General features: G+C 73.1%; 15 protein-coding genes. 1 reads left to right on the top strand and 14 read right to left on the bottom strand.

What is annotated here, in order from left to right; all coding sequences use genetic code 11:
• The first annotated feature begins 135 nt into the window (after positions 1 to 135).
• Positions 136 to 1341, top strand: coding sequence for a serine/threonine-protein kinase (locus ITX44_RS04450; protein ID WP_205355653.1), 1206 nt, complete (start codon positions 136 to 138; stop codon positions 1339 to 1341).
• Between the two features lie 4 nt (positions 1342 to 1345).
• On the opposite strand, the gene ITX44_RS04445 is transcribed toward ITX44_RS04450, so the two are convergent.
• The 14 genes from ITX44_RS04445 to ITX44_RS04380 form a co-directional block, all read right to left on the bottom strand.
• Positions 1346 to 4063, bottom strand: coding sequence for a tetratricopeptide repeat protein (locus tag ITX44_RS04445; RefSeq protein ID WP_205355652.1), 2718 nt, complete (start codon positions 4061 to 4063; stop codon positions 1346 to 1348).
• 82 nt (positions 4064 to 4145) lie between these two features.
• On the bottom strand, positions 4146 to 5444 hold the full coding sequence (locus ITX44_RS04440; RefSeq protein ID WP_205355651.1) for an ABC1 kinase family protein: 1299 nt from the start codon (positions 5442 to 5444) through the stop codon (positions 4146 to 4148).
• A 335-nt stretch (positions 5445 to 5779) separates the two neighbouring features.
• A complete protein-coding gene (locus tag ITX44_RS04435; RefSeq protein WP_205355874.1) occupies positions 5780 to 6583 on the bottom strand; it encodes a phosphate ABC transporter ATP-binding protein in 804 nt (267 codons plus the stop codon).
• Between the two features lie 112 nt (positions 6584 to 6695).
• Positions 6696 to 7685: a sortase gene (locus ITX44_RS04430; protein ID WP_205355650.1), complete on the bottom strand. Its 990-nt coding sequence runs from the start codon at positions 7683 to 7685 to the stop codon at positions 6696 to 6698.
• Positions 7682 to 8986 (bottom strand): Ig-like domain repeat protein, encoded by a 1305-nt coding sequence (locus ITX44_RS04425; protein ID WP_205355649.1) that lies wholly within the window; start codon positions 8984 to 8986, stop codon positions 7682 to 7684. The genes ITX44_RS04430 and ITX44_RS04425 overlap by 4 nt, the downstream gene beginning before the upstream one ends.
• Before the next feature lie 16 nt (positions 8987 to 9002).
• Positions 9003 to 9953 (bottom strand): hypothetical protein, encoded by a 951-nt coding sequence (locus tag ITX44_RS04420; protein WP_205355648.1) that lies wholly within the window; start codon positions 9951 to 9953, stop codon positions 9003 to 9005.
• Between the two features lie 29 nt (positions 9954 to 9982).
• A complete protein-coding gene (locus ITX44_RS04415; RefSeq protein WP_205355647.1) occupies positions 9983 to 11953 on the bottom strand; it encodes a WxL protein peptidoglycan domain-containing protein in 1971 nt (656 codons plus the stop codon).
• A 224-nt stretch (positions 11954 to 12177) separates the two neighbouring features.
• A complete protein-coding gene (locus ITX44_RS04410; RefSeq protein ID WP_205355646.1) occupies positions 12178 to 13752 on the bottom strand; it encodes an Ig-like domain-containing protein in 1575 nt (524 codons plus the stop codon).
• Positions 13753 to 13823: 71 nt separating this feature from the next.
• Complete coding sequence (locus ITX44_RS04405) at positions 13824 to 14825, bottom strand: hypothetical protein (RefSeq protein WP_205355645.1); 1002 nt, start codon at positions 14823 to 14825, stop codon at positions 13824 to 13826.
• A 122-nt stretch (positions 14826 to 14947) separates the two neighbouring features.
• Positions 14948 to 17560, bottom strand: a complete 2613-nt coding sequence (locus ITX44_RS04400) for a hypothetical protein (protein ID WP_205355644.1) — start codon at positions 17558 to 17560, stop codon at positions 14948 to 14950.
• A gap of 11 nt (positions 17561 to 17571) precedes the next feature.
• Positions 17572 to 19299 carry a substrate-binding domain-containing protein gene (locus tag ITX44_RS42045; RefSeq protein ID WP_265934167.1) on the bottom strand — a complete coding sequence of 576 codons (1728 nt, stop codon included), beginning with the start codon at positions 19297 to 19299 and terminating at the stop codon, positions 17572 to 17574.
• Positions 19300 to 19460: 161 nt separating this feature from the next.
• Complete coding sequence (pstA, locus tag ITX44_RS04390) at positions 19461 to 20765, bottom strand: phosphate ABC transporter permease PstA (protein ID WP_205355643.1); 1305 nt, start codon at positions 20763 to 20765, stop codon at positions 19461 to 19463.
• Between the two features lies 1 nt (position 20766).
• On the bottom strand, positions 20767 to 21789 hold the full coding sequence (pstC, locus tag ITX44_RS04385; protein WP_205355642.1) for a phosphate ABC transporter permease subunit PstC: 1023 nt from the start codon (positions 21787 to 21789) through the stop codon (positions 20767 to 20769).
• Positions 21786 to 22220: a hypothetical protein gene (locus ITX44_RS04380; protein WP_205355641.1), complete on the bottom strand. Its 435-nt coding sequence runs from the start codon at positions 22218 to 22220 to the stop codon at positions 21786 to 21788. Before ITX44_RS04380 ends, pstC begins: the two co-directional genes overlap by 4 nt.
• Positions 22221 to 22787: the final 567 nt, after the last annotated feature.

Here is a 22787-nt window from a genome sequence, read left to right as displayed (position 1 = left end):
AAATGAGTACCCGCACGACACGCGGCGCGGCGGCCCCTCGGGTCCGCCGCGCCGCCCCGCTGTCCGGGCCCGACCCGTTTGTCCGGCGCTTTACGGGTTAACCGACCTTCGATCCCCGTGGAGGAGGTGGGTTCGGTGGAATTGGCGGATCGGTACCGGCTCGACCGGCTGCTGGGGCGCGGGGGCATGGGAGACGTCTGGGCGGGGTGGGACACCCGGCTGGGCCGTCCGGTGGCGGTGAAGATGCTGGCCGGGTCGGCGGGTGACGAGGCGGCGGCGCGTTTCCGGCGCGAGGCGCGGACCGCGGCCCACATCGATCACCCGCACGTCGTGGGCGTCCACGACTTCGGGGTGGCCGACGACGGCCCGTACATGGTGATGGAACTGGTGGCCGGCCACAGCCTCGCCGACGAACTGCGGCAGCACGGGCCGCGGCCGCCCGCCCGGGTGGCGGCGGTCGCCGCGCAGATCGCCGACGGCCTGGCGGCGGCGCACCGACAGGGCGTGATCCACCGGGACATCAAGCCCTCCAACGTCCTGCTGGCCGGCGACGGCTCCGCGAAGATCGCCGACTTCGGCATCGCCCGGGACGCGGGCGGCGAAACCGTCACCGACGCCACCCGCACCGGCACGGTGACCGGCACCACCCTCTACATGTCGCCGGAGGCCGCCTGCGGATGCGAGCTCGGCCCGGCCGGCGACGTCTACTCGCTGGGCTGCGCCCTCTACGAACTGCTCGTCGGCAGGCCGCCGTTCACCGCCGAACACCCCCTGGCGGTGCTGCGCCAGCACGTCGAGTGCGCCCCGACTCCCCCGCGCGAGCTGCGTCCCGAGGTGCCCGCCGCCCTCGACGCCTTCCTGCTGCGCATGCTCGCCAAGCAGCCGGCGGCCCGCCCGACCGCGGAAGAGGTCAGGGACTGGTTCGCGGCCGGCGCCTGGCGCGACCCGGTGACCGTTCCCGCCGAAGCACCCGTACGCGCCCGCCGCACGGTGCCCGCGCTGGCCGGTGCCACGACGGCGGTCGTCGCGGTGGCCGCCGCGGTCTTCGCGCTGGCCGCGCCGCTGGCCGACGGGAATTCCCCCACCACGCAGCCCACGCCCGCGGCGCCTCCCCCGCAGGCCGCCGCCCCGCAGCGGCCCTCGGCGACCCACCTCCCCACCGCCGCCGCGCAGCCCGCCCCTCAGCCGGCCAAGGACAACGCCGCCGCCGGCCGCCACACCCCCCACGGCAAGCACGCGCCCGCCTCCGGCACGACCCCGGAAACCCTGCTCGCGGCCACGGCCCCGTCCTTCGTCCCGCCCGGCCGGCAGAAACACCACGGGCACGGGCACCGGCCGTGAGGGCTCAGCCCGGTGGCGCGAGGGCCGCGATCGCCGCGTTCAGGCGGTCGCGCAGGGGGGCGAGACGGTCGGCCGGCAGGTCAAAGGGTTCGACGAGGTCGGCCAGGTCATCAAGGGCTTCGCGCAGGTGGTACGAGTTGGGGTTGCGGTCCAGGAAGCGGCCGAGGGTGTGCGCGGCTGCCGGCCAGTCGCCGGTGGCGCAGCGGACCACCATGAGGTTCCCGAGGGCACTGGTGCCGGAGTGCCCTTCGGCGGACGACCGGGCCGTGTAAAGGTCCGCGGCGGTGCGCCAGTGGTCGTGCTCGGCCGGATCGGCCAGCAGGCGCAGGACGATCGCGGTCTCGTGATGGAGGCCGGGGCTGTCCGGGTCGAGGGAGAGCGCGCGGCCGAGATCGACGCGCGCGTCCTCGTAACGGCCCATCTCCTGATACGTGCTCCCCCGGTTCGCGTATGCCCAGGAATACGATGGATTGAGTTCGATCGCCCGCCCGTAGTCCGCCAGCGCGTCCTCGTAACGGCCCAGGATCCGGTACGTACCGGCCCGGCTCCCGTACGCCCAGGCGTAGTCGCCGTCGAGTTCGATCGCGCGCCCGTAAGCCGCGAGCGCGTCCTCGTACCGGCCCATGCCCTGATACGTGTTCGCCCGGTTGGCGTAGGCCCAGGCGTACGACGGATTGAGCTCGATCGCCCGCCCGTAATCCGCCAGCGCGTCCTCCCGACGGCTCAATGCCTCATGGGTCAGCGCCCGGCTGCCGAAAGCCCACGCATATGTCGGGTCCAGCGCGATCGCCCGGGTGAAGCCCGACAGCGCCTCCTCGTAGCGGCCCAGCGCATAGTGGGTCATCGCAAGGCTGCCCACCGCACGGGAGTGCGTCGGGTCGAGCTCGATCGCTCGGGTCAAGGTGGCCGCCGCCTCCTCGTACCGACGCACCAACCGCAAGGTCTCGCCGCGGCCGAAGAGGGCGGGTACGCACTCCGGGTCGAGGTCGAGCGCCGTGGCGCAGTCCGCGAGGGCCTGGTCGTGGCGGGCGGCGGCGCGGTGGTGGCGGCCGCGAACGGCGTGGGCGAGGGCGCGGGTGGTGGGGGTGAGGTCACGAGCGGTCAGCAGGTGGGTGACGGCGGCGACCGGGTCCTCGGCCGCGGCTTCGAGGCGGCGCCCCCAGGCGAGCAGCGGCGGGTGGGCGGCGTCCTGGCCGGCGCGGGTGAGGAGCTGGGCCCAGCGGCGCAGCGCGGGGGTGCCCTGTTCGCAGGCGCGGACGACGTCGGGGAGGGCGTCGGGCCAGGCGCGGGCCGGGTCGGCGCACAGCAGGTGGTAGGTCTCGCCGAGCCGGTGCTCGCGCCAGTCGGGGTCGTCGCCGTACGTGTCGGGGGTGAGGGCGGCCTCGCGGTCCTCGCGCCAGCGCCGATAGGCGGCGGCCAGCCGCAGGTGCTGCTGCTGCCAGCGGGCGGCGGACCGGGTGCGCTGGAGGCGGAGCATGGGGGTGCGGACGACGTCGTGGTAGCGGGCTCGCCCGCCCTGGCCGGTGACGAAGGGCAGCCCGCGCAGCCACGCGTACTGGTCGGCGGCGGTGTCGGGGACGGCGGCGCGGTAGACGTCCTCGTCGAGCTGGAGCGGCAGGGCGCAGGCCAGGGCGGCGTCGCGGCGGGCGGGGTCGGTGATCCACTTCAGGAAGCGGTCGACGGCGGTGTCGGAGGGGTCCTCGACGTCGGTGGGGTGCCCGGGGCGGGTCTGGGCGAGCAGGTCGACCAGGACGGGCAGGCGGCCGGTGAGGCGCAGGACGACCTCGACGACGGCTTCGTCGGTGATGCCGTGGGCGGCCAGCAGGTCGCGGGCCTCGTCCTCGGTGAAGACCTCGAGCGGCACGTCGCAGACCAGGTCACGGTGGTCGCCCCAGTGCGCGGCGTCCAGCGCGCCCTGCCCGCTGAGCACGGCCACCACGTTGAGCGGGAGTTCGCCGTGCTCCTCGCCGACCAGCACCTCGCGCAGCCATTCGCCGAGCAGCGGGCCGGTGCGTTCGAAGACGTCGAAGAAGAGGACGAGCCAGGGCCGCTTCTCGGCCGCCCGGGCCAGGTCCTGGAGGAAGACCGGGGTGAGCACCCGCAGCGGGGAGACCACGAGACGTACGTCGTCGTGGCTGCGCAGCCGCGCCCCGACGGCCGCGCGCAGCCGGTCCGCGCCCTGCGTCACCTGCTGGGCGACCTGCTGCGGATCCATGGCGCCGGCCACCGCCCCGAGGCCCGGCACCAGGCCCAGGCCCGCGAGGCCGGCCTGGGCCATCACCGTGCCGGCCGTCGAGGCGCGCCGCTCGGGTCCGGCCGGGCCGGAGGGGTCGGTCAGCTCGGGGGCGGCGGGGGCGGTTTCGGCCTCGTGGCGGCGCTGCCGGTAGGTGGCCAGGAGTTCCTGGAATGCCTTGAGCGGCAGGCCCTGCCGGTCCAGCTGGACGGCGACCGCCTCCATGGCCTCGACCGCACTGTGCACGCCGTCGTCCACGTACGCGGTGGCCGCCTCCCGGTTGCGCGCCGCGGCCTCCCACTGGCGGAGCAGGGAGGTCTTGCCGACCCCGGCGTGACCGTGCACATGGAAGAGGTACTGGAAGGTCTCGTCCTGCGGATCGCGGGTCAGGTTGTCGCGGAACAGGCTCAGTTCACCGGTGCGGCCCACGAATCCGCTCGCCCGGCGGCGCCGGTTCAGCTCCTGCCGGGACACCCGCTGCCTGGCCACCCGCCACTCCCTCCCCGTCGTGCCGCGGCTGCCATTGTGCCGCGCCGGAGAGGGGGTGGACGGCGGTTCGTACGAGGAGGGCTCAGGCGACCGGCTCGCGCGGTTCGTTGCGGCGCATCAGCACCGGCACCGCTTCCTTCTGGAAGTCCAGCTCGGGGTCGAAGCCCTGCACCATGCCCTCCATCACCAGCATGGACAGCAGCGGGAAGGCGAACTCCGGCGCCGGGTAGAGGCCGAAGCGGCGCTGCATGTCGAACAGCTTGCCGGCGAAGACCGCGAGGCTGAACTCGCCCGACCGCTGGCCGGCGGAGGCGATCACCAGGTCGGACAGTTCCTTGCGGAAGCCCTCCAGGTCGCAGTTCTCGGACATGCTGGCGGCGCTGTCGATGACGATCTGGGCGGCGACCGGGCCGTTGCCCATGGTCATGTAGATGAAGAAGTCGGCGAAGGAGACCCGTACCGCCTCCGGCAGCTTGATCACGAAGCCGGCGTCGAGGATCACCAGGGAGCCGTCGCGGTCCACGTACATGTTGCCCGGGTGCAGGTCGCAGTGGACCATGCCGTCCACGAACAGCATCTCGTAGATGGCGGCCAGGGCGCGGCGGGCGGCGGTGCCGCGGGCCTCGGGCTGGAGCTCGTCCGGGGAGAAGCGGATCAGGTCCTCGACGAACTCCATCACCAGGATGTCGTCGCGGCACAGTTCGGTCACCGGCTCGGGAATCCGGGCCCAGGTCAGCGAGGCGAGGTTGGTGCGCAGCGCGACCAGGGAGTCGTGTTCGGCGCCCAGGTCCACCTGGTGCAGGACCGCGCCGCCGACCTGGTCGAGCATCAGGCCGAGCGGCATCTCGCGCAGCCGCGGCAGGCGGCTGAGCATCCGCACCGCCATGCTCATCAGCTGGAAGTCCTGGCGCATCACGGTCTCGATGCCGGGGCGCCGTACCTTCACCGCGACCGTGCGGCCGTCGGTGGTGACGGCGCGGTGCACGGTGGCGATGCTGCCGCTGGCCACCGGGGTCCAGTCGAACTCGGTGAACGGCCACTCGCGGCCCCGGTAGGCGTCGCGCACCGCGGCCTGGATCCGGGAGCGGCGCGGAGCCGGGTTGGAGTCGGTCAGCTTGCCCAGCGCGTCGCAGATCCGGTCCGGCAGCAGGTCCCGCCGGGTGCTCATCAGCTGGCCGATCTTGATGTACGAGGGGCCGAGCGCGGTCAGGAGCGCGGCCAGCCGTTCCCCGGTACGGGCCGGGGCTTTGCGGCGGAGCAACCCGCCGACGATGCCGGGTGCGAAGATCACGGCGTGGGCGACCATGACGCCGCTGATCCGCCCCAGCCGCAGTGCCAGTCCCGGGCTCCGGGTCCGCCGCACGAAGGATGCTTCCGCCATTGCTGTCGCCCTCCCGCCCGGCGTACCCGCGCACCGCGATCGCCGGCCTCGTCCGTCACACCCCTCAGACGACGATCGTCGCCGGGAACCATCGTCATCACCCCACTCGCGCCGGGCTACTCCGATCGTGCCTCGCGGGGGCCGCGGCGGTACGGGGCAGCAGGTGACGGGGCCGGGCCGGGCTGTTCCGGCCGACGATACGGGCAGGTTCAGGGCAGGCTCGGACGGGCCCGGGCAGGTGCGGGGACGGTTCAGGGCCGGTTCAGGGCCGGGCGGTACGTACCGGACGGCGGCCACGTACCGCCCGGCGCGTACGGCGGGAGGGGGAGGCGGACTCAGCCGAAGCGGCCCGCCACGTAGTCGGCGGTGCGCGGGTCGGTCGGCGAGCCGAACATCGCCGGGGTCGGGCCGTGCTCGACGATCGCGCCCGGGGTGCCCTGTTCGGCCAGGAAGAACGCGCACTGGTGCGAGACGCGGGCGGCCTGCTGCATGTTGTGGGTGACGATCACGATGGTGACCTCGTGGGCGAGTTCGCCGATCGTCTCCTCGATGCGCCGGGTGGACGTCGGGTCCAGCGCCGAGCAGGGCTCGTCCATCAGCAGCACCCGCGGCCGGATCGCCAGCGAGCGGGCGATGCACAGACGCTGCTGCTGACCGCCGGACAGGGCACCGCCGGGCTGCCGCAGCCGGTCCCGGACCTCCTTCCACAGCCCGGCCTTGGTCAGGCACTCCTCGACCAGGTGGTCCTTCTCGCCGCCGGACTTGCGCAGGCCCGTGAGCTTCAGGCCGGCGAGCACGTTGTCGTAGATCGACATCGCCGGGAAGGGGTTGGGCTTCTGGAAGACCATCCCGATGTTGCGGCGGGCCTCGGTCAGCCGGCGGCCGGGGGCGTAGATGTCCTCGCCGTCGAGCAGGACCTCGCCGGCCAGCGAGGCGGTCGGCACCAGTTCGTGCATCCGGTTGAGGATGCGCAGGAAGGTGGACTTGCCGCAGCCGGACGGGCCGATCAGGGCGGTCACCTGGCCGGACGGCATGGTCAGCGACACCCGGTCCAGCACCTTGCGGTCGCCGAACCAGGCGGAGACCCGCCGTCCTTCGAGGGTCGAGCCGGTGCCGTCCCCCTGAGGCGGCAGGATCATGGTGGTCTCGGTTTCGGACATCGTCTGCCTCCCGGTTCCGGCCGCGGGGTGGGCGGCCGCGGCGGCGGTGTCCGCCGTCCCGTACTCGTCGCGCTGCTGGATCAACTGGTCCTCACATCAGGTTGGGCAGGAGCTGGGCCGCGTTGTCGGCGACCACCAGGCCGAGGACGGCGAGCAGGGGTACGCCCACCACCCAGGTCTGCCGCCGGCCCCATCGCACCTGTGCCCAGGTCAGGGCGGCCGCGGCGAGCAGCAGCCCCTGTCCCCACAGCACCAGGGGCAGCCAGCCGTCGCCTTCGACGGCCATGGGCTTCTCGTCGGCCGGCAGCGCCTCGGGCGCGACCGGCGGGGCGTCCCCGGGCTGCACCTGGGAGACCAGGTCGGCGTCCACCCGCAGGATGCCGCTGGGCATGAAGGGCGTGCCGGAGGCGGTGATGAGGGTGAGCCGGCCCTGGCCGGCGGGCAGCGCGGAGGGCTGCGGGTCGCCGGACCGGCGCACGCCGATGACCCGGTAGCGGGCCACGCCCTGACCGGTCGTCACGGAGAAGGTGTCGCCGGCGTGCAGGTCGCCGATGTGCCGGAACGGGCCGCCGTAGGTGGCCTGCCGGGCCATGATGACGCTGACGCCGGCCTGGCCGGGCAGCGGGGTGTCCCGGCGGTGGCCCGGTCCGCGGGCCAGGATCCGGGCGGTGGTGCCCTCGTGGAGGACTTCCCTGACGTGCAGTTCGGGAATGCTCAGCACGGCCAGCAGGGCGCCGGGCTTCAGCGGCTTCACGCCGGGGCCCGCGGCGCCCGCGCCCGGGCTCTGCGCGGCGGCCGCCGTGCCGACCGGCGCGACGCCGTTGGCCAGGTCGCCGCGCAGCGTCGCGTAGTCGACCTGCCGGTCGCGGGCGTGCCGGATGTGGCTGAGCAGGCCGGCGTCCACGACGAAGCCGAGCAGCAGCGCCGCGAGGATGGTCAGCGCGGTGCTCGCGATCCGCAGCCCGGGCCCGGCCGGGCGCGCGGTGCGCGCCCGGCCGGTGTTCCGTGCGGCGGGGCCCGGGCCGGCGGCGGGTGCCGCGGCCCGGACGGTGGTGCCGGACGGTGCTGGAGGTGGGGTCATCCCACCCTCACCGACCTGGAGGTGGCGGTGCCGCTGGTCCAGCCGGTGCGCTGGGCGATGATCGTGAGCGACAGCAGGTGGCCGTGGTCGGCCTTGGTGAGCGTGTAGGTGGAGCGGGTGGCGCCGGTGATGGCCTTGCCGTCGCGCCGCCAGATGATCACGTAGTGCGTGGCCGCCGGGGTCCAGCTGCCGCCGCGCGCGGTCACGGTGTGGCCGGTGGCGACGGTGCCGGTGAAGCTGGGCAGCGCGGTGTTGCGCAGGGTGGCGCCGACGGCGACGGTCACGGCCGGGCTGGTGGCGCCGGTGCTGCCGGAGCTGTTGCTGGCCACGCTGCGGCAGGCGATCTTGTGCTTGTAGTCGGCGTCCGGCAGGAGGTAGGTACGGCCGGTCGCGCCGCGCACGGTGACGCCGTCGAGCTGCCAGGACCAGATCTGGGACGTGCCGCCGCTGAAGGACACCGCGCAGGTCACGGTCGCCCCGACCCGTACGGTGCCGGTGACCTTGGGCGCGGAGACCACGACCGGCTTGGGCACCTTGACGGTGTAGGCCACGGCGGTGGACGCCGACGGGCCGAAGGCGGTCGGGTCGGTGGGCGTGAAGTGCGCGGTCAGGCTGTGGCCGCCGGCCGCGAGCGCGGCGGTGGTCAGCGAGGCGCTGCCGGCGGCCACGGCGACCGGGCTGCCCAGCGCCTTGGTCCCGTCCATGAACTGCACCGAGCCGGCCGCGGCGGCCGGCGCCACGGTCGCGGTGAGCTTGACCGAGGTGCCCTGGGTGGCCGAGCCGGCGGGGCTGACCGCGAGCGCGGTCGTGGTCGCCACGGTGTGGACCGGTTCGGTGTTCTGGTAGGCGGTGTTGGAGGTGAACCAGATCGGCGCGGTGAAGTCGCCGAAGGTGGTGGCGCCGAACGCGCTGCGGCAGGTCAGCGTGAAGTCGTACCGGCCCTGAAGGGTGCTGAAACCGGCGGTGTTGGCGTAGTCCCGCATGGTCTGGGTGAGCGGCACCACGATGCCGCCCTGCGGCGACGTGCCGTAGGTGGTGATCGGCGAGTTGCCGACCACGTTCTGGCCGCTCGCGGGGAAGCCGCTGCCCTTGACCGACACGATCAGGTTGGTCGCGGCGTCGGGGCACGGGCCGTCCGTGGTCAGCGACATGCCGGTGGTGTCCGAACCGGTGGCCGGGGACACCTCCATGCCGCCGAGGACGTCGGCACGGGCGCTGCCCGCGCCGAGGGCGAAGGTGCCCGCGGCGACGAGGACGGCGACCGCGGCCGACAGCGGGCGGCGGGCGGTGAGGGACGTCATGTGGGGTATCTCCCGGTCAGTCGTTGGAGGTGGTGGAGTCGGCGGCGGCGGTACGGCGCCGGCGGGTCTGCCAGACGGCGGCGCCGCCGGCCAGCACCAGGACGGCCGCGACGGAGCCGAGCGTGGCCGCGTTCGTGCCGGTGGCGGCGAGCGAGCCGCCGCCGTTGCTGCCGCCGCTGACCGTGGTGGACACGTCCTGCGAGCCGCCGGAGCCGGAGCCGCCCGAGGTGCCGGACGTGCCCGACGTGCCCGAGTCGCCGCCGGCGGCCGACGTGTCGGTCGGGGCGCCGGTCGGGCTGGAGGTGTCGGTGGGCGTGTCGCTCGGGGTGCCGGTCGGCGTCGCGGTGTCGGTCGGCGTGTCGCTCGGGGTGCCGGTGGGCGTCCCGGTGTCGGTCGGCGTGCTCGTGGGCGTTCCGGTGTCCGTCGGCGTGGACGTCGGGGTGCCGGTGGGCGTGCCCGTCGGGGTGGTGGGCGGCGTGGTCGGCCCGTTCGGGTCGGTGTCCTGGAACGTGGTGTTGGAGGTGAACCAGATCGACCCGGTGAAGTCGCCGAGGCTGGTCGGGTTGAACGCGGTCCGGCAGGTCAGCGTGAAGTCGTACTTGCCCTGGAGGGTGCTGAAGCCGGCGGTGTTGGCGTAGTCCCGCATGGTCTGGGTGAGCGGCACCGTGAAGCCGCTGCCCGCCGCGTTGTAGGTGGTGAGCGGCGAGTTGCTGACGACGTTCTGGCCGGCGGCGGGGAAGCCGCTGCCCTTGACCGTCACGATCAGGTTGGTCGCGGGGTCCGGGCACAGGGCCGACGTCTGCAGGTTGATGCCGCTGCTGTCCAGGCCGGTGTGCGGCGTCACCGTCAGCGTGCCCACCGCGTCGGCGTGGGCGGCGGGTGCGGTGAAAACGCCGGCCGCGGCACAGGCCACGATCAGCGAGCCCACGCCGGCCGCGGCCGGGCGGGACAGTCGGGTGAACGACACGATGCTCTCCTCTTGCGTTACGGATCTGGTCAGGTGTTCTGCGCGCGGGCGGCCCGGCGGCCGCGCACCCGGTGGACGGCGCCCGCCGCGAGCACCAGGAAGGCGACCGCGAAACCGGCCACCGACCAGACGACGAGCGGGGTGTTGTCGCCCTGCCTGACGGTGCTGGCGGCTGTGTCGAGAGTCCGTCCGGCGCCGGCGGACGTACCGGCGGTGGCGCCCTGCGACGGCTGCGCGGGCTGCCCGGGCTGTGCGGACTGCCCGGGGGCGGCCGTGCCGCCGGAGGTGCCCGCGCTCGCCCCGGGCTGCGCGCCCTGCCCGGAAGCACCGGGAGCACCGGAGGCACTGGAAGCACCGGGCGCGGCGGGCCCGGTCGGGGCCGGGTCGGAGTTCGGGTCGGTGGAGGCGGCCGGGTCGACCCCGGGCACCTGCGTGCCGTCCCGGTAGGCGTCCGCGGAGGTGAACCGCAGCGACCCGGTGAACTCCTGCACGCCCTGGTGGGAGAAGGCGCCCTTCAGGCACGTGACGGTGAAGGTGTACGTGCCGCGCAGGGTGGTGAACCCGGCGGTCATCGCGTAGTCCCGCATGGTGTACGTGAGCGGGATCGACAGTCCGCCGGCGGCCGCCTTGGGGTAGGTGCTCAGCGGGGAGTTGCCGACGACGATCTGGCCGCCCTGCGGGAAGCCGGCGCCCTCGATCCGGGCGATGACGTTCGTGGTGCCCGCCGGGCAGGCCTGCGCGGCGGTCAGCGTGATGGTCTGGGTGGAACTTCCCTTGCCCGGCGTCACGGTGAGCTGCGCGGCGGGCGCGGCGGCGGCGTGCGGCGCGCCGGCCCACAGCACGGCGGCGGCCAGCGCCATCGCGGCGGGCGCGGCGGCGCGCGACCTGCGCGGCCGCTTCGGGCCCTTCTCCGCGGAGCTGCGGCCGGCGCCGCTGCGGTCCGGACCCCCGCGGCGGCCGCGCACGTACCGCACCACCAGCAGCGTCAGACCGGCCAGCAGCACGACCAGGACGGCCAGCAGCGTCCAGGGCACCGCCCAGAAGCCGGCCGAGACGGTGGTGCGCGGCATCGGGGCCTGCGCGACGTCGCCGTGCACGGCCTGCGGGTCGGCGGTCACGGTCGTGGTGCCGCGCAGCGACGGGAACAGCCCGGTGGCGGCGGCGGTGACGCGCAGCGAGGAACCCGGCAGGAGTTCGGGCACGTCGCGCGGCTGCGCGGTGCGGGCGTCGCCGAACATGCCGTGCACGCGCACGGTCTGATGGGCGGCCAGCCGGATGTTGCCGGTGTTGCGCAGGGTGTACGTGACGGTGGCCGAGCCGGAGCCGAACGGGTCGGCGGTGCCGTGGTAGGAGGTGTGCAGGTCCTCCACGGCCAGCCGCGGGGCCAGGGCGCCGGCCACCCGCAGGTAGACGCGGGCGCCGACCCGCTGGTCGACGGTGACCTTGTCGCCCTTGTCGTCGGTGCGCACCCCGGACAGTGAGGCGACGATGCCGCCGATGTGGTCGCCGGGGGTGGCCTTGGCCGGCACGGTGAGGGTGAAGCCGACGATGACCTTGGACCGGCTCTTCACGGTGACCTGGTTCTGCGCGAGCTTCACCCAGGCGCCGGCGTCCTTGGACTTCTTGCCGGCCGCGAGCAGGTCGAAGCCGCCGTCCTCGGTGTTGATGGCGTCGGCGGCGTACACCCGCAGGGTCAGCGGCCGGGTGCTGTAGTTCCAGACCGCGATGTGGTCGCTCACCGCGGCGCCGGGCGTCACACCGTACGAGAAGTTCGGCCGCGCGTCGGGCGCCTTGGCGCCGGAGGGCTGGACACCGAACGTGGCCCGGCCGGGCGAGGAGCCGTCCTGCGGCGCGGGGCCGGCCGCGGGCCGGGGCGCGCCCTGCGGGGCGAGGGCGGAGGGACGGGCCGGGACGGCCGACGCGGTCCCGGCGGCCGCGAGGACGATGAGGAGGCAGGCCGCGACATAGGCGGCCAGGCGGCGTGCTGAACTCGTGATCATGTCAGGTCGTCCGATCGGGCGCGGGCAGGTCGGCGGCGGCTCGTAGCCGGTGGGTCGAGCGGGGCCGCTTGCGCGGGTGAGGCCGGGACGGGCTGTGTGCCCGTCCCGGCCCGGGGCGCCCCGGCGTGGCGGCGCCCCTGGTGAAGCCGGTCAAGCTGGTGGAGCTGGTGTCACGGCCCTGCCGGGGTGCCGGACCTGCGCCCGGCGCCCCGTCGAACCGACCGTCAGATGGCGGTCAGGGTGAGGGTCGCGGTGTACGTGCCGGCCACGGTCGAGGTCGGCGCGTTCAGGGCCAGGTCGGCCCCGAAGTGGGCGGTACCGAGGCCGGTACCGACCGCCAGCGAGCGGGAGGACCTCAGGCCGTCGGTGCCCGGGTCGCCGGGGGCGACACCGCTGGCCGCGGCGACGGCGGAGCCCGCCGTCACGGTCTGCGCCGGGGACTTGTCCACGACGTTCGGGGTCCAGCCGAGGTTCTCGCCGTTGATGGCGTGCGAGCCGCCGTCGGAGAAGTCGGAGACCTGGCCGCTGACCGACCAGCCCGGGTTACCGGCGCGGGTGTCGGTCAGGGTGACCGGGTTGATCTTCCCCGTGGTGGTGAGCAGGTCGCCGTTGGCGTTCAGCACCGGCGACGGCAGGGTCACGTGCGGGTTGTCGACGCTGATGACCAGCGCACCGGCCTGCACGGTGGTGGTGATGTCCTCGGACGCGGTCACACCGGCGAAGGCGCCGACGGTGTAGGCGATGGCCGGGGAGTCAGAGCCCAGGAAGGCGGCACTGTCCGCCGGGACGAAGGTCGCGGAGAACGAGTGGTCACCGGTGCCGAGGCTGGTGGTGGTGTAGGTCGCGGTGCCGGCCGAGACCGGAACCGTGGCCAGCGTGGTGGTGGTACCGGCCACGGTGTCCTGGAACTTCACCGAGCCGCCGGCCGCCGCGGGGGCGACGGTGGCGGTGAACTGGACCGGGCTGAACTGCTCGGACGTGCCGGCCGGGGAGACGGCCAGCGCGGTGGTGGTCGCGGTGGCCGGCGCGGGGTTCACCACGAACGCCACGGCGGTCGACGCCGACGGGTTGAAGGACAGGCTGGTCGGAGTGAACTCCGCGGTCAGCGAGTGGGTGCCGGCCGGCAGGTCGCTGGTGGTCAGCGCGGCGGTGCCGCCGGAGACCGCGACCGGGCTGCCGAGGGCGGCGCCGTTGTCCTTGAACTGCACCTGGCCGGCGGTGCCGGCCGGGCCCACGGTGGCGGTCAGCGTCACCGGCGTGCCCGCGGTCGCGGGGCTGGCCGGGGACACCGCCAGGGACGTGGTGGTGTCGGTCTTCACGCTCGGGTCGGTGTTCTGGTACGCCGTGTTCGACGTGAACCACACCGACGCCGGGAAGTCACCGAGGCTGGTGGCGTTGAACGCGGTCCGGCAGGTGACGGTGAAGGTGTACTTGCCGGTCAGGGTGGTGAAACCGGCGGTGTTGGCGTAGTCGCGCATCGTCTGGGTCAGCGGGATGATCATGCCGCCGTTGCCCGTCGTGCTGTACGTGGTGATCGGCGAGTTGCCGACCACGTTCTGGCCCGCGGCCGGGAAGCCCTGGCCGGTGACCGACACGATGACGTTGGTCGCGCTGGTCGGACAGGCGTCGGACGTGGTCAGCGACATGCTGGAGGTGTCCGAGCCCGTGGCCGGGGTGACGTCCGCCGTGCCGATGGTGGCGGCGTGCGCCGACGGGGCCACGATCAGGCCCGCGGCGGTGGCGGCCACCAGGCTCGCGAGACCGCCCGCCAGGGCTCGCGAGAGTCTGTTCTGCAACACTTTCGTGCTCTCCCTATCGGAAGGATCAAAAGCTTCGGAAGGTGCTGGGCAGCCGGAGGATCCGGCACGGCTCACGGAGTCTGCTGGCTGGTGTCGCCGCAGTTCGGGTTGGCGGCGAAGCCGTAGGTGTTGATCACGTCGGTCTGCTGGCAGATGAGCGAGCTCTTGCCGACGAAGACCGTGCTCCACGGGGCCGTGGCGATCTTGCTGGTCGGAATGACGTTGTAGACGTCACGCTTCACACCGAAGTTGCTGTTCAGCGCGGTCGGCGAGAGGCCGTCGATGGTGCCGAGGATGGCCCGGCCGCGCAGGTCCGCGATGGTCTGCGAGCTCTGCGCGATGTACTGGGCGATGGAGAACGGCGCGATGGAGTTGTCGTCCAGGACGCGGCCGTCGTGCTCCTCGACGATGGCGCCGTCCTTGGTGTGGTCCTTGATGCACGGGTACACGCCCGCGACCACGTCGGCGTCGGAGATGCCGACGGTGGACTCCCAGAAGGAACGGGTGCCGGAACCCGCCTGCGGCAGGTACACGGTGAGCGAGTAGTTCGGACCGGTGCCCACGTAGTTCGGGTCGCAGTGGTAGATGGCCTTCAGGTCGGCCAGGCCCAGCTTGCGGGGCACCGCGCTGGTCGGGGTGATCGCGTAGGTGACCGCGTCCACGGCGAACGGCACGTAGGTCAGGCCGGGCTGGGCCGCCGCCAGGTTGAGGCTGGAGGACCGGGAGAAGTCCAGGCAGCCGTTGTTCGCGGCGAGCGAGGTGGACAGCGCGGTGCGGCCGGCGCCCGAGCCGTTCGGCCGGGCGATGGTGCAGCCCGGGGTGGTGGCCGGGTCCTTGGTCGTGATGTTGGCCGAACCCACGGCGTCGTAGGAGCCGAGGACCTTCGTGCCGTTGATCGTGACGACGTTGGACAGACCGTTCATCACGCCCTGCGTGGTGTCGGAGCCGACACCCGCGAGCTGACGGTAGGTGGGCGCGCCGGACGGGTCGGCGACGGCCACGCCACCGCAGACGGCGCCGGTGAGCAGACCCGCGGCGCCGACGGCGGCCACGATGATCTTCCTCAAGTTCACTGCTGTTAACCTTTCGGATAAACTCGCGCCGGGTGGTGCCCGGCGTGTTTCGATGGACGGTTCGCTGGCACGGACCTGTCGAAGAGTGCGGTTCGGGCATCACCCCCTTTCGTCGTACGGCGTCACGGCTTGCCCCGGTGGTCGAGCCAGGTCCGCAGGTCCGCGGACAGCCGCGGCACCACACGGGGCAGCAGGGGCCCGCCCAGGGCGGCGATCAGCCCGAGGATCAGGGCGATCAGCAGGACGTAGCGCAGTGCGCCGAGCGCCCAGGGCGGGGTGAGAAGCGTGTGACTCGCGGCCGGTGCCTGCGCGCCCGGCGTGGCGCCCGGCTTCGCGGAGCCGCTCGGCGACGGGCTCGCGCCGGAGCCGTGCGCGCCGGGCTTGCCGCCCGGGGCGGCCGCGCCGCCGGAGGAGCCGCCCGAAGTGCCTCCGGTGACACCGCCGCTGGTGCTGCTCGCGGAACCGCCGGACGAACCGCCGGTGGATCCGCCGGCGCCGCCGGACGAACCGCCGGTGGATCCACCCGAGGAGCCGCCGCTCGCGCCGCCGGAGGAGCCGGCGCCCGCCGAGCCGCTGGACCGGGACACCACTGCCGCGGCCGCCGACAGCGTCTGCTCCCGCAGCGCCTTGGGCAGCGGCGCGTAGCCGTCGGGCAGGGTGCCGGGGGCGACGCCGGGCTGCTGCCCGGTGCCGGCCGCGTACGTCAGCAGCGTGGCCAGATCCTGGCCCTCGGCCTTGGTCAGGGCCTCGGGCACGGTCGCGGCGTAGGTGAGCAGGCTCAGCGGGTAGAGGGCGGGATTCGTCGCCCGCGGGTCGGGCTGGAGCACGCCGGGGACGCCGGTCGGCTTCATGGCCGCCTCGCCGGCCAGCAGGCTTGTGCTCGTCGGCGCCACGAACGCGCCCGCCGCGTTCTGCAGTTTGGCGGTGACCAGGCCGTACCGGGCCGCGGTCGCGGTGTCGGTGATGCACAGGATGGCGCGCTGCCCGGCGCTCTGCGGCGGGTTCTTCTTGTAGCCGGGCGGAAGGCTGGTGGGGTCCCAGGTGGAGCGGGCCAGCGTGTCACCGCGCGCGACCGACCGGGCGCCGGTGTGCATGTCCTGGGCGTACGGGTGCTTGTCCTGCACGCACAGCGGTGCGTCCGGGTGGTCGGTGAACTGCTGGCAGAACGGGTCGCTCTTGGGGTAGTCGGTGACCGGCAGCGCGATGTTCCTGTAGTTCGGGTTCACCGTCATGCCGGAGAAGGACGGGTCGCCGTACGTCCCCTGGTTGTCCGGGACGCCCGACAGGAACTCGTGGGCCGCCGGGTCCTTGTCCACCCAGTTCCACAGCTGCCAGGTCGCGTCCGCCAGCGGCTCGGGCACCAGGGCGTCACCGAGGGCGCCGCCGAAGTCCATGCCCTTGTAGTCCGGGTTGTACTTCAGGAACTCCGGGTCCTTGCCCAGGTTGAACGGGTTCTTCTGGGTGCTGGGCGCGAACCGGGAGTTGCCGTCCTGATAGGACTCGGTGAGGAGTTTGGCGACCAGCCGCGGGGTGAGGTTCAGGCTGGTCAGACGGGTGCCGTTGCGGGCCTTGAGCTGGTCGTCGGCGTTGAAGCCGGCCTGGCTCTCGATGAAGAAGCCGAAGGTCAGCCCGGACAGCGTGACCGGTGCGTAGACCGGCCGCCGGTCGGCCGGCTGCTGGTCGGCGGCCGGCGGCCGGCTGAGGAAGACCAGGCCGGGGTCGCCGAGGGAGGCCAGCTTGGAGCGCGAGGTGTCGTCGGTGGCCGGTGCGTAGCTGTAGATCGTCTTCTTCCCGGTCTGGCACAGCGCGGGCTGCCAGCGGTACATCGCCTCGGCCACCACCTCGTCGCCGAGGGTGGGGACCTCGTCGGCGCCGATCGGGCAGTAGTTGCCGACCGGTTCGAAGTGCAGCGGGACGACCAGCCGCTCCTTCCAGTTGGACGCGCTCAGCGGGGAGGACCGCAGCAGGCCGTTGGGCTGGCTCAGGTAGGAGCTGCCGTCCACTTCCCGGGTGCCGCGGGGCACGATCACCAGCCAGCAGGAGCGGCCCTGGGTGCTCGGCGCGCCGGCCGGCACGTCGCCGCAGCCCAGGCCCGGCGCCTCCAGCGAGGTCTCCATCTCGAAGTAGACCTCGCCGGTGCCGTTGGACCCGGTCCGCCCGTAGGGCACCTCGTTGGAGGTGTTGCCGTCGTAGAAGTCGTTCCAGTTCCCGGACTTGCTCACATCGCCGGTCACCGACCGGAAGGGCACGTACGAGTTGGTGCTCGGCGCGACCGGCGGCGGCAGCGTCGTCTGCTCGGGGTCGGCGAGTCCGCCGTAGTTGAGCTGCCGCGTGTTGCTGAACGCGCCGGCCGCCTGGGCGCCGGTCCCGGCGCCGAGCGACGACGAGCCGCCGAACTGGCACTGGTCCGGATCCGGGCTCTTGTCGCCCCAGCACTGCATGATCTGCAGGTAGTTCGCGGCGAAGGTGGTGTCCGAGACGGTCGGTACGCCGCCGGTCCAGGAGATCTTCACCACCTGGTTGACCAGGTGCTGGGTCTGGTGGACGGTCACCTTCAGGCCGGCGAAGTCGTCGTGGCCGGTGACGGTGACCGCCGACGACTCGCCGCCGGCGGGCGCCGCCTGCGGGGCCGCGCTCGCGCCGAACGTCCCGGCCGTGATCCCGGCCGTGACCAGGGCGAACAGGGCGACGAGCAGGGCCGCGGCACGGCGCCGGGCGCGTATCGGGCGGGACATGCGCGGCTGCCTCACTGCTTCCTCCGCTTCAGCCGGCTGGTCAGCAGCGGGGGCCCGAGCGTGACGACCACCAGCAGGACCGCGGCCAGTGCCATCAGGGCGTGCTGGGTGCCGCTGCTGATGCCGCTGGCGGTGCTGACCGGCACCGGGAAGGCGCCGCCGCCGTCCGTACCACCACCGCCGGAGGCGCCGGTGCCGTCCTGGACGACCTGGCCGGTGTCGGGGTCGACGTGGCTGGTGGGCCCGGCGGTGGAGCCGCCGCCGGCGCCGCCGGCCGCCGCCGTGCCCCCGGACGCGCTGCCGCCGCCGGCGCCGCCGCCGGCCGCCGAACCGCCGCTGGTGCCGCTGCCGCCTCCGCCGCCGGAGCCGCCCGTCGTGCCCGAGCCGCCGCCGGTGCCGCCTGCCGTGCCCGTACCGCCCGCGGTGCCGCCGGACGCGCCGCCCGATCCACCGGAACCGCCGGGGACCACGGTCGACGTCTTGCTGCCGCCGGTCCCGGTCGAGCACTGCGTGGCGCCCTGCTTATCGCAGGACGCGGGGAAGGGCGCGGTCTGGGCCAGGGTGTTGGTGCCGTTGGTGGAGAACGTCGGGTTGTGGCAGGTCTTGATGTCGATGCTCTGCACGTCGACGCCCGGCACCTTGCGGACCTGGTTGAGGCCGGCCTGCACCAGGTTGATCGGCAGCGGGGAGTACCCCAGGTCGTCCACGTGCTGCTGGCCCTGGCACAGGAAGTAGTACGCGAACGCGCCGAGCGTCTTGCCCTTCTGGTCGTTGAAGTTCGACTCGAGCTTGGTGGGCAGGATGAAGTAGCTGTAGCTGGACAGCGGATACGTGCGCGGGTCCGGGTCGGTGTAGACGTCGTCGAGGATCTGGGTCAGGTAACTCGGCGACGACGCGTCCTCGTTGATCCGCGCCTTCAGCAGCCCCACCGCGACGTTCTGCGCGGTCGGCTCGGTGTAGTAGCCGGCCGAGTTGAGGATCTTGGCCACCGGGAAGCCGGTGGTGTACTTGGCGTACGCGTACTCGACGTAGGTGATCGTGCCGACGTTGCCTGCCTGGGCCACGTACCCGGACACGCCGTTGGAGCCGGACTGCGAGACGAAGCCGCTGCCCGGGATGGTCGGGTACGTCGAGGTGGTGCCGCACGGCGTCTGCCGGCCGGCCTTCGCGCAGTAGGCGTCCCACATCGACTGGTACCGCTTGCTCATCCAGGTGGTGAACTGCGCGGTGGTGCCCGAGCCGTCGGAGCGGACCACCGGGACCACCCGGCGCGCGGGCAGCGCGGCGGCCAGCGCCGGGTTGTCGGCCTTGATCGCCGGGTCGTTCCAGAGCTTGATGCTCCCGGTGAAGATCTTCACCAGGGTGTCGCCGGACAGCCGCAGGTTGGTGACCCGGCGCCCGCCGATCGTCAGGTTGTACATGAACGAGGTGCCGCCGGCCACGATCGGCATGTACGCGTAGTGCCGGGACGGCGGCGGGTCGATCACGCCGGAGTCCTCGACGCCGTACGGGATCTCCGACGAGGCGAAGTCCACGGTGCCGTTACGGAACTGGTTCCGGCCGTCGGACGACCCGGTGGCCTGGTAGTTGACCGTCATCCCGTACTGCTTGACGTTGGCCTCCCACGCCTGGATCGCCACCGCGCTCCAGGTCGAACCGGCGCCGGAGATCGGCACGTAGGTCGCCGCGGCGGCGTTGCTCGCCAGCGGCAGCGCGGTGCACAGCAGCGCGGCCATCATGGCCAGCACGGTAAGAAGTCTTTTTCGACGGGGGCGTGCCGGACGTACTCCGGGCATGGCGGGTGCTCCTGGGTTGGGCTTGCAGTGATACGGGCCGGTTCTCCGGCGCCCCTTCAGGGCGCAAGGCAGTGGGCGCTCAGCTCGGACGAGGGTGCACGTCGTCACCGACCCGAAGGGGTGGTTACGGCCGGATCCGGACCTCCGGTCCGGTGGTGGGCTGAGCGCGCAGTTCCCCGCGCCCCTGGAGGGACACCGCCTCCCCGGAGGCGTTCCGCATCACGGCGGCGTGACGCCGCAAGGCGCCGCCGTTGCTGGGAGCGGCTCAACTCCCCCGGGGCGCGGCCGCCGATGATGCGGGCCACGATGAAGAGGAAGAGCACCAGGCCCATGAGCAGGCCGGCGGAGCCGAACCCGCGGGCGATCATGTTGGGCTGCGGGGAGCTGACCAGCTCGAACGTCTCCAGCGGCAGCGAGACCTGCGGCCCCTTGAGGGGGTTCCCGTTGAGGTTCGCGGTGAAGCCGGCGGTGAGCAGGACGGGCGAGGTCTCGCCGATGCCGCGGGCGGTGCCGAGGATGACCGCGGTGGTCAGGCCGGACCGCGCGGTGGGCAGGACCACCGTGAGCACCGTGCGCCACTGGCTGGCGCCGAGCGCGTACGAGGCCTCGCGCAGCGAACCGGGCACCAGGCGGATGACCACGTCGGAGGCCCGGATGATGATCGGCAGCATCATCAGGCTCAGCGCCATGCCGGCCGCGAGGCCCGACTTGTCCATGCCCAGGGAGAGGATCAGCGTGGCGTAGATGAACAGGCCGGCCACGATCGAGGGCAGGGCGGTCATCGCCTCGACGATGGTCCGCACCAGGCGCGCGTAGCGGCCGGGCACCTCGTTGAGGAACACCGCGCAGGCCAGGCCCAGCGGGACCGTGACGGCCAGGGCGATGGTGATCTGCTCCAGCGTGCCGATGATCGCGTGCAGCACGCCGCCCTTGGTGAGCGGGTCGAGCGGGCCGGTGACCGACATGTCGTGGGTGTAGAAGTTCGGGTGCACCAGCGCCCGGTGACCGCGCCACAGGGCGTAGCCGATGACGAAGACCAGCACGACCAGCAGCAGGACGGCGATGCTCTGCCAGAGCACGGCGGCCAGCCGGTCGCGGACCGCGGCGCCGTTCTCGTCGAAGGACACCAGCACCGTGTACGTGCCGAGGAACAGCAGGTACGCCACCACCACGAAGCCGAGCGGGGTGTCGAACGGCGCGACCCAGCCGAACAGCAGGAAGGTCAGGGCGACGGCGGCGACCGCCGCGCCGGCCACGGCCAGCAGGTCGGTGGCGTGCCAGGACGAGACGCTGCGGCGGGCCTCGGGACCCTGTCCCGGCTGGGCGCCTTGCTCGGTGGCCGTCGGGACGAAGGTGACCGCGGTCTCCTCGTCGGTGCCGGCCGGCTCGGTCTTGATCAGGTCGCTCATCTCAGGCCTCCGTCCCGGCGCCCGAGCGGCTGCGGGCCACGATCGAGGAGGCGACGAAGTTGACGATCAGCGTCAGGACGAACAGGGCGAGGCCGGCGGCCATCAGGGCCGACGTACCGAAGTTGCTCGCCGAGCCGTAGCGCAGGGCGATGAGTGCGGACACGGAGTTGGCGCCGTTCTGGAGCAGGTGCGGCTGGATGGCGAACACCGGGGAGATGATCATGTAGACGGCGATGGTCTCGCCGAGCGCGCGGCCCAGGCCCAGCATGGTGCCGCCGATGATGCCGCCCAGGCCGAAGGGCAGGACGACGGTGCGGATCATGCCCCACTTGGTGGCGCCGAGCGCGTAGGCGCCCTCCCGTTCACCGCCGGGTGCCTGGGTGAATGCTTCGCGCATCACGGAGCAGGCGATGGGCGTGACCATCAGGGCGACGACCATGCCGGCGATGAAGGTGGACGAGGTGTACACGGTGTTGGTGGACAGCGGATCGCGCGGGTCCGTGCCGCTCACCTTGAACAGCGGGATCCACCCGAAGTACTCGGAGATGAAGCGGGCGACGCCGGTGACGTGTCCCTGGAGGAAGAACGCGCCCCACAGGCCGTACACCACGCTGGGCACCGCCGCCATCAGGTCGACCAGGCTGACCAGGGTGCGGCGGATGCGGCGCGGCGCGTACTCGGAGATGTACAGCGCCGTGCCCATGGCCAGCGGCACCGCGATGAGGATCGCGACCAGGCCGATGAGCACGGTGCCGGTGAGCACCGCGGCGATGCCGAAGTGATGGGAGTCCGGTTCCCAGGCGGCCGTGGTGAGGAACTTCCACTTGGCCACGTGCAGGGCCTTCGTCGCCCGGTAGCCGAGGAAGACGCCGACCAGCAGCATGATGCCGAGCACGACGGCGCCGCTGCCCCGGGCGATCCCGCGGAAGACCTTGTCCTGCCACTCCCCTGCGCCACGCAGCACCCGGGGGACGTCGTCCACGTCCTCGGCCGGGTGTGCGGGCTCGTAAGCGGTCGCGCTCATGTTCGCCTCGTGGCTGCGAGAGGACGGCGTTCGCCGTCCTCCGGGTCGGAGGCCGCCGGTGCCGTCCCGTTCCGGCCCTCCCCCGAGGGACCGAACGGGCGCAGCCCGCGCAGCCGGGGCCGGTGCGCCACGGCGCTGCCGGCCTCCTGGGCCTGCGGGACCGCGGCCAGGAACAGGCTGAGGTTGTGCTGTGCCTCGCGCTGCCGCTGGTAGCGGCGGCCGGACACGGCGACGTCGACCCCGTCGAGCTCCAGCCGCCAGGTCCAGGTGCCCTGGGTGTCGGACATGGTGAGCACCACGTGCGCGCGGGACACCCCCTCGCGCAGGCGCTCGACGGCGGCCCGGCACGCGGCCAGGCCGTCGAACGTGGCCGCACTGCGGCCCAGTTCGCGGTTGTTCCCGCCGATGAGGCGCCAGCCGACCGGGCTCACGGGCCGGTCGGCCCGGGCTGGTCGGGCCGTCGCCCGGTCGGAGTCCGGTCTTCGGGTCGCCTGCTGCCGTTCGGGCAGGGCTGAGCCCGTGACCGGCGCCGATTCGGCGCGGTCCGCTGTTACTGGCAGGAACCTGCCAAGATCATCGGATGATACGTACAGAAATCGCGAGTGGACCACCGGGCCCATCCCCCTCCACCCAGGCGGTGTCGCCGCCACAGGCCGAAAAAGCATCCCCAAGTGCAGGCTGACAGTCTCGGTCCGTGAGGCCCGGGGGCTCACAGAAAAGCGAAGGCCGAACGGAGAAAAGATGAACGACGGGCGATGCGTGCACACCAGGTCATCGCACTTCCCGCCCGTCCCGCGCGACCCCGGGAACCCCCTGGCCCTCGTTGCGCCTCTCGGCACCCACGAGTCCCACGCCGCCTGACCGCGGGATATCCCGCGGTGCGGCCGGCCGGATAAGCCGGAAAATACCGACGACGCAATACCGCCGCGGCCGGTGGAGAGCGCCGGCGAAGGCAAAAAAGAAAGGCGAAGGAGTATCGCCGCTCCTCGCCACTCTCA

This window comes from Actinacidiphila acididurans (assembly GCF_016918855.1).
Classification (GTDB): domain Bacteria; phylum Actinomycetota; class Actinomycetes; order Streptomycetales; family Streptomycetaceae; genus Actinacidiphila; species Actinacidiphila acididurans.
The sequence above is the reverse complement of the archived record's forward strand: the minus strand, read 5'-3'. Positions and strand labels throughout refer to the sequence as shown.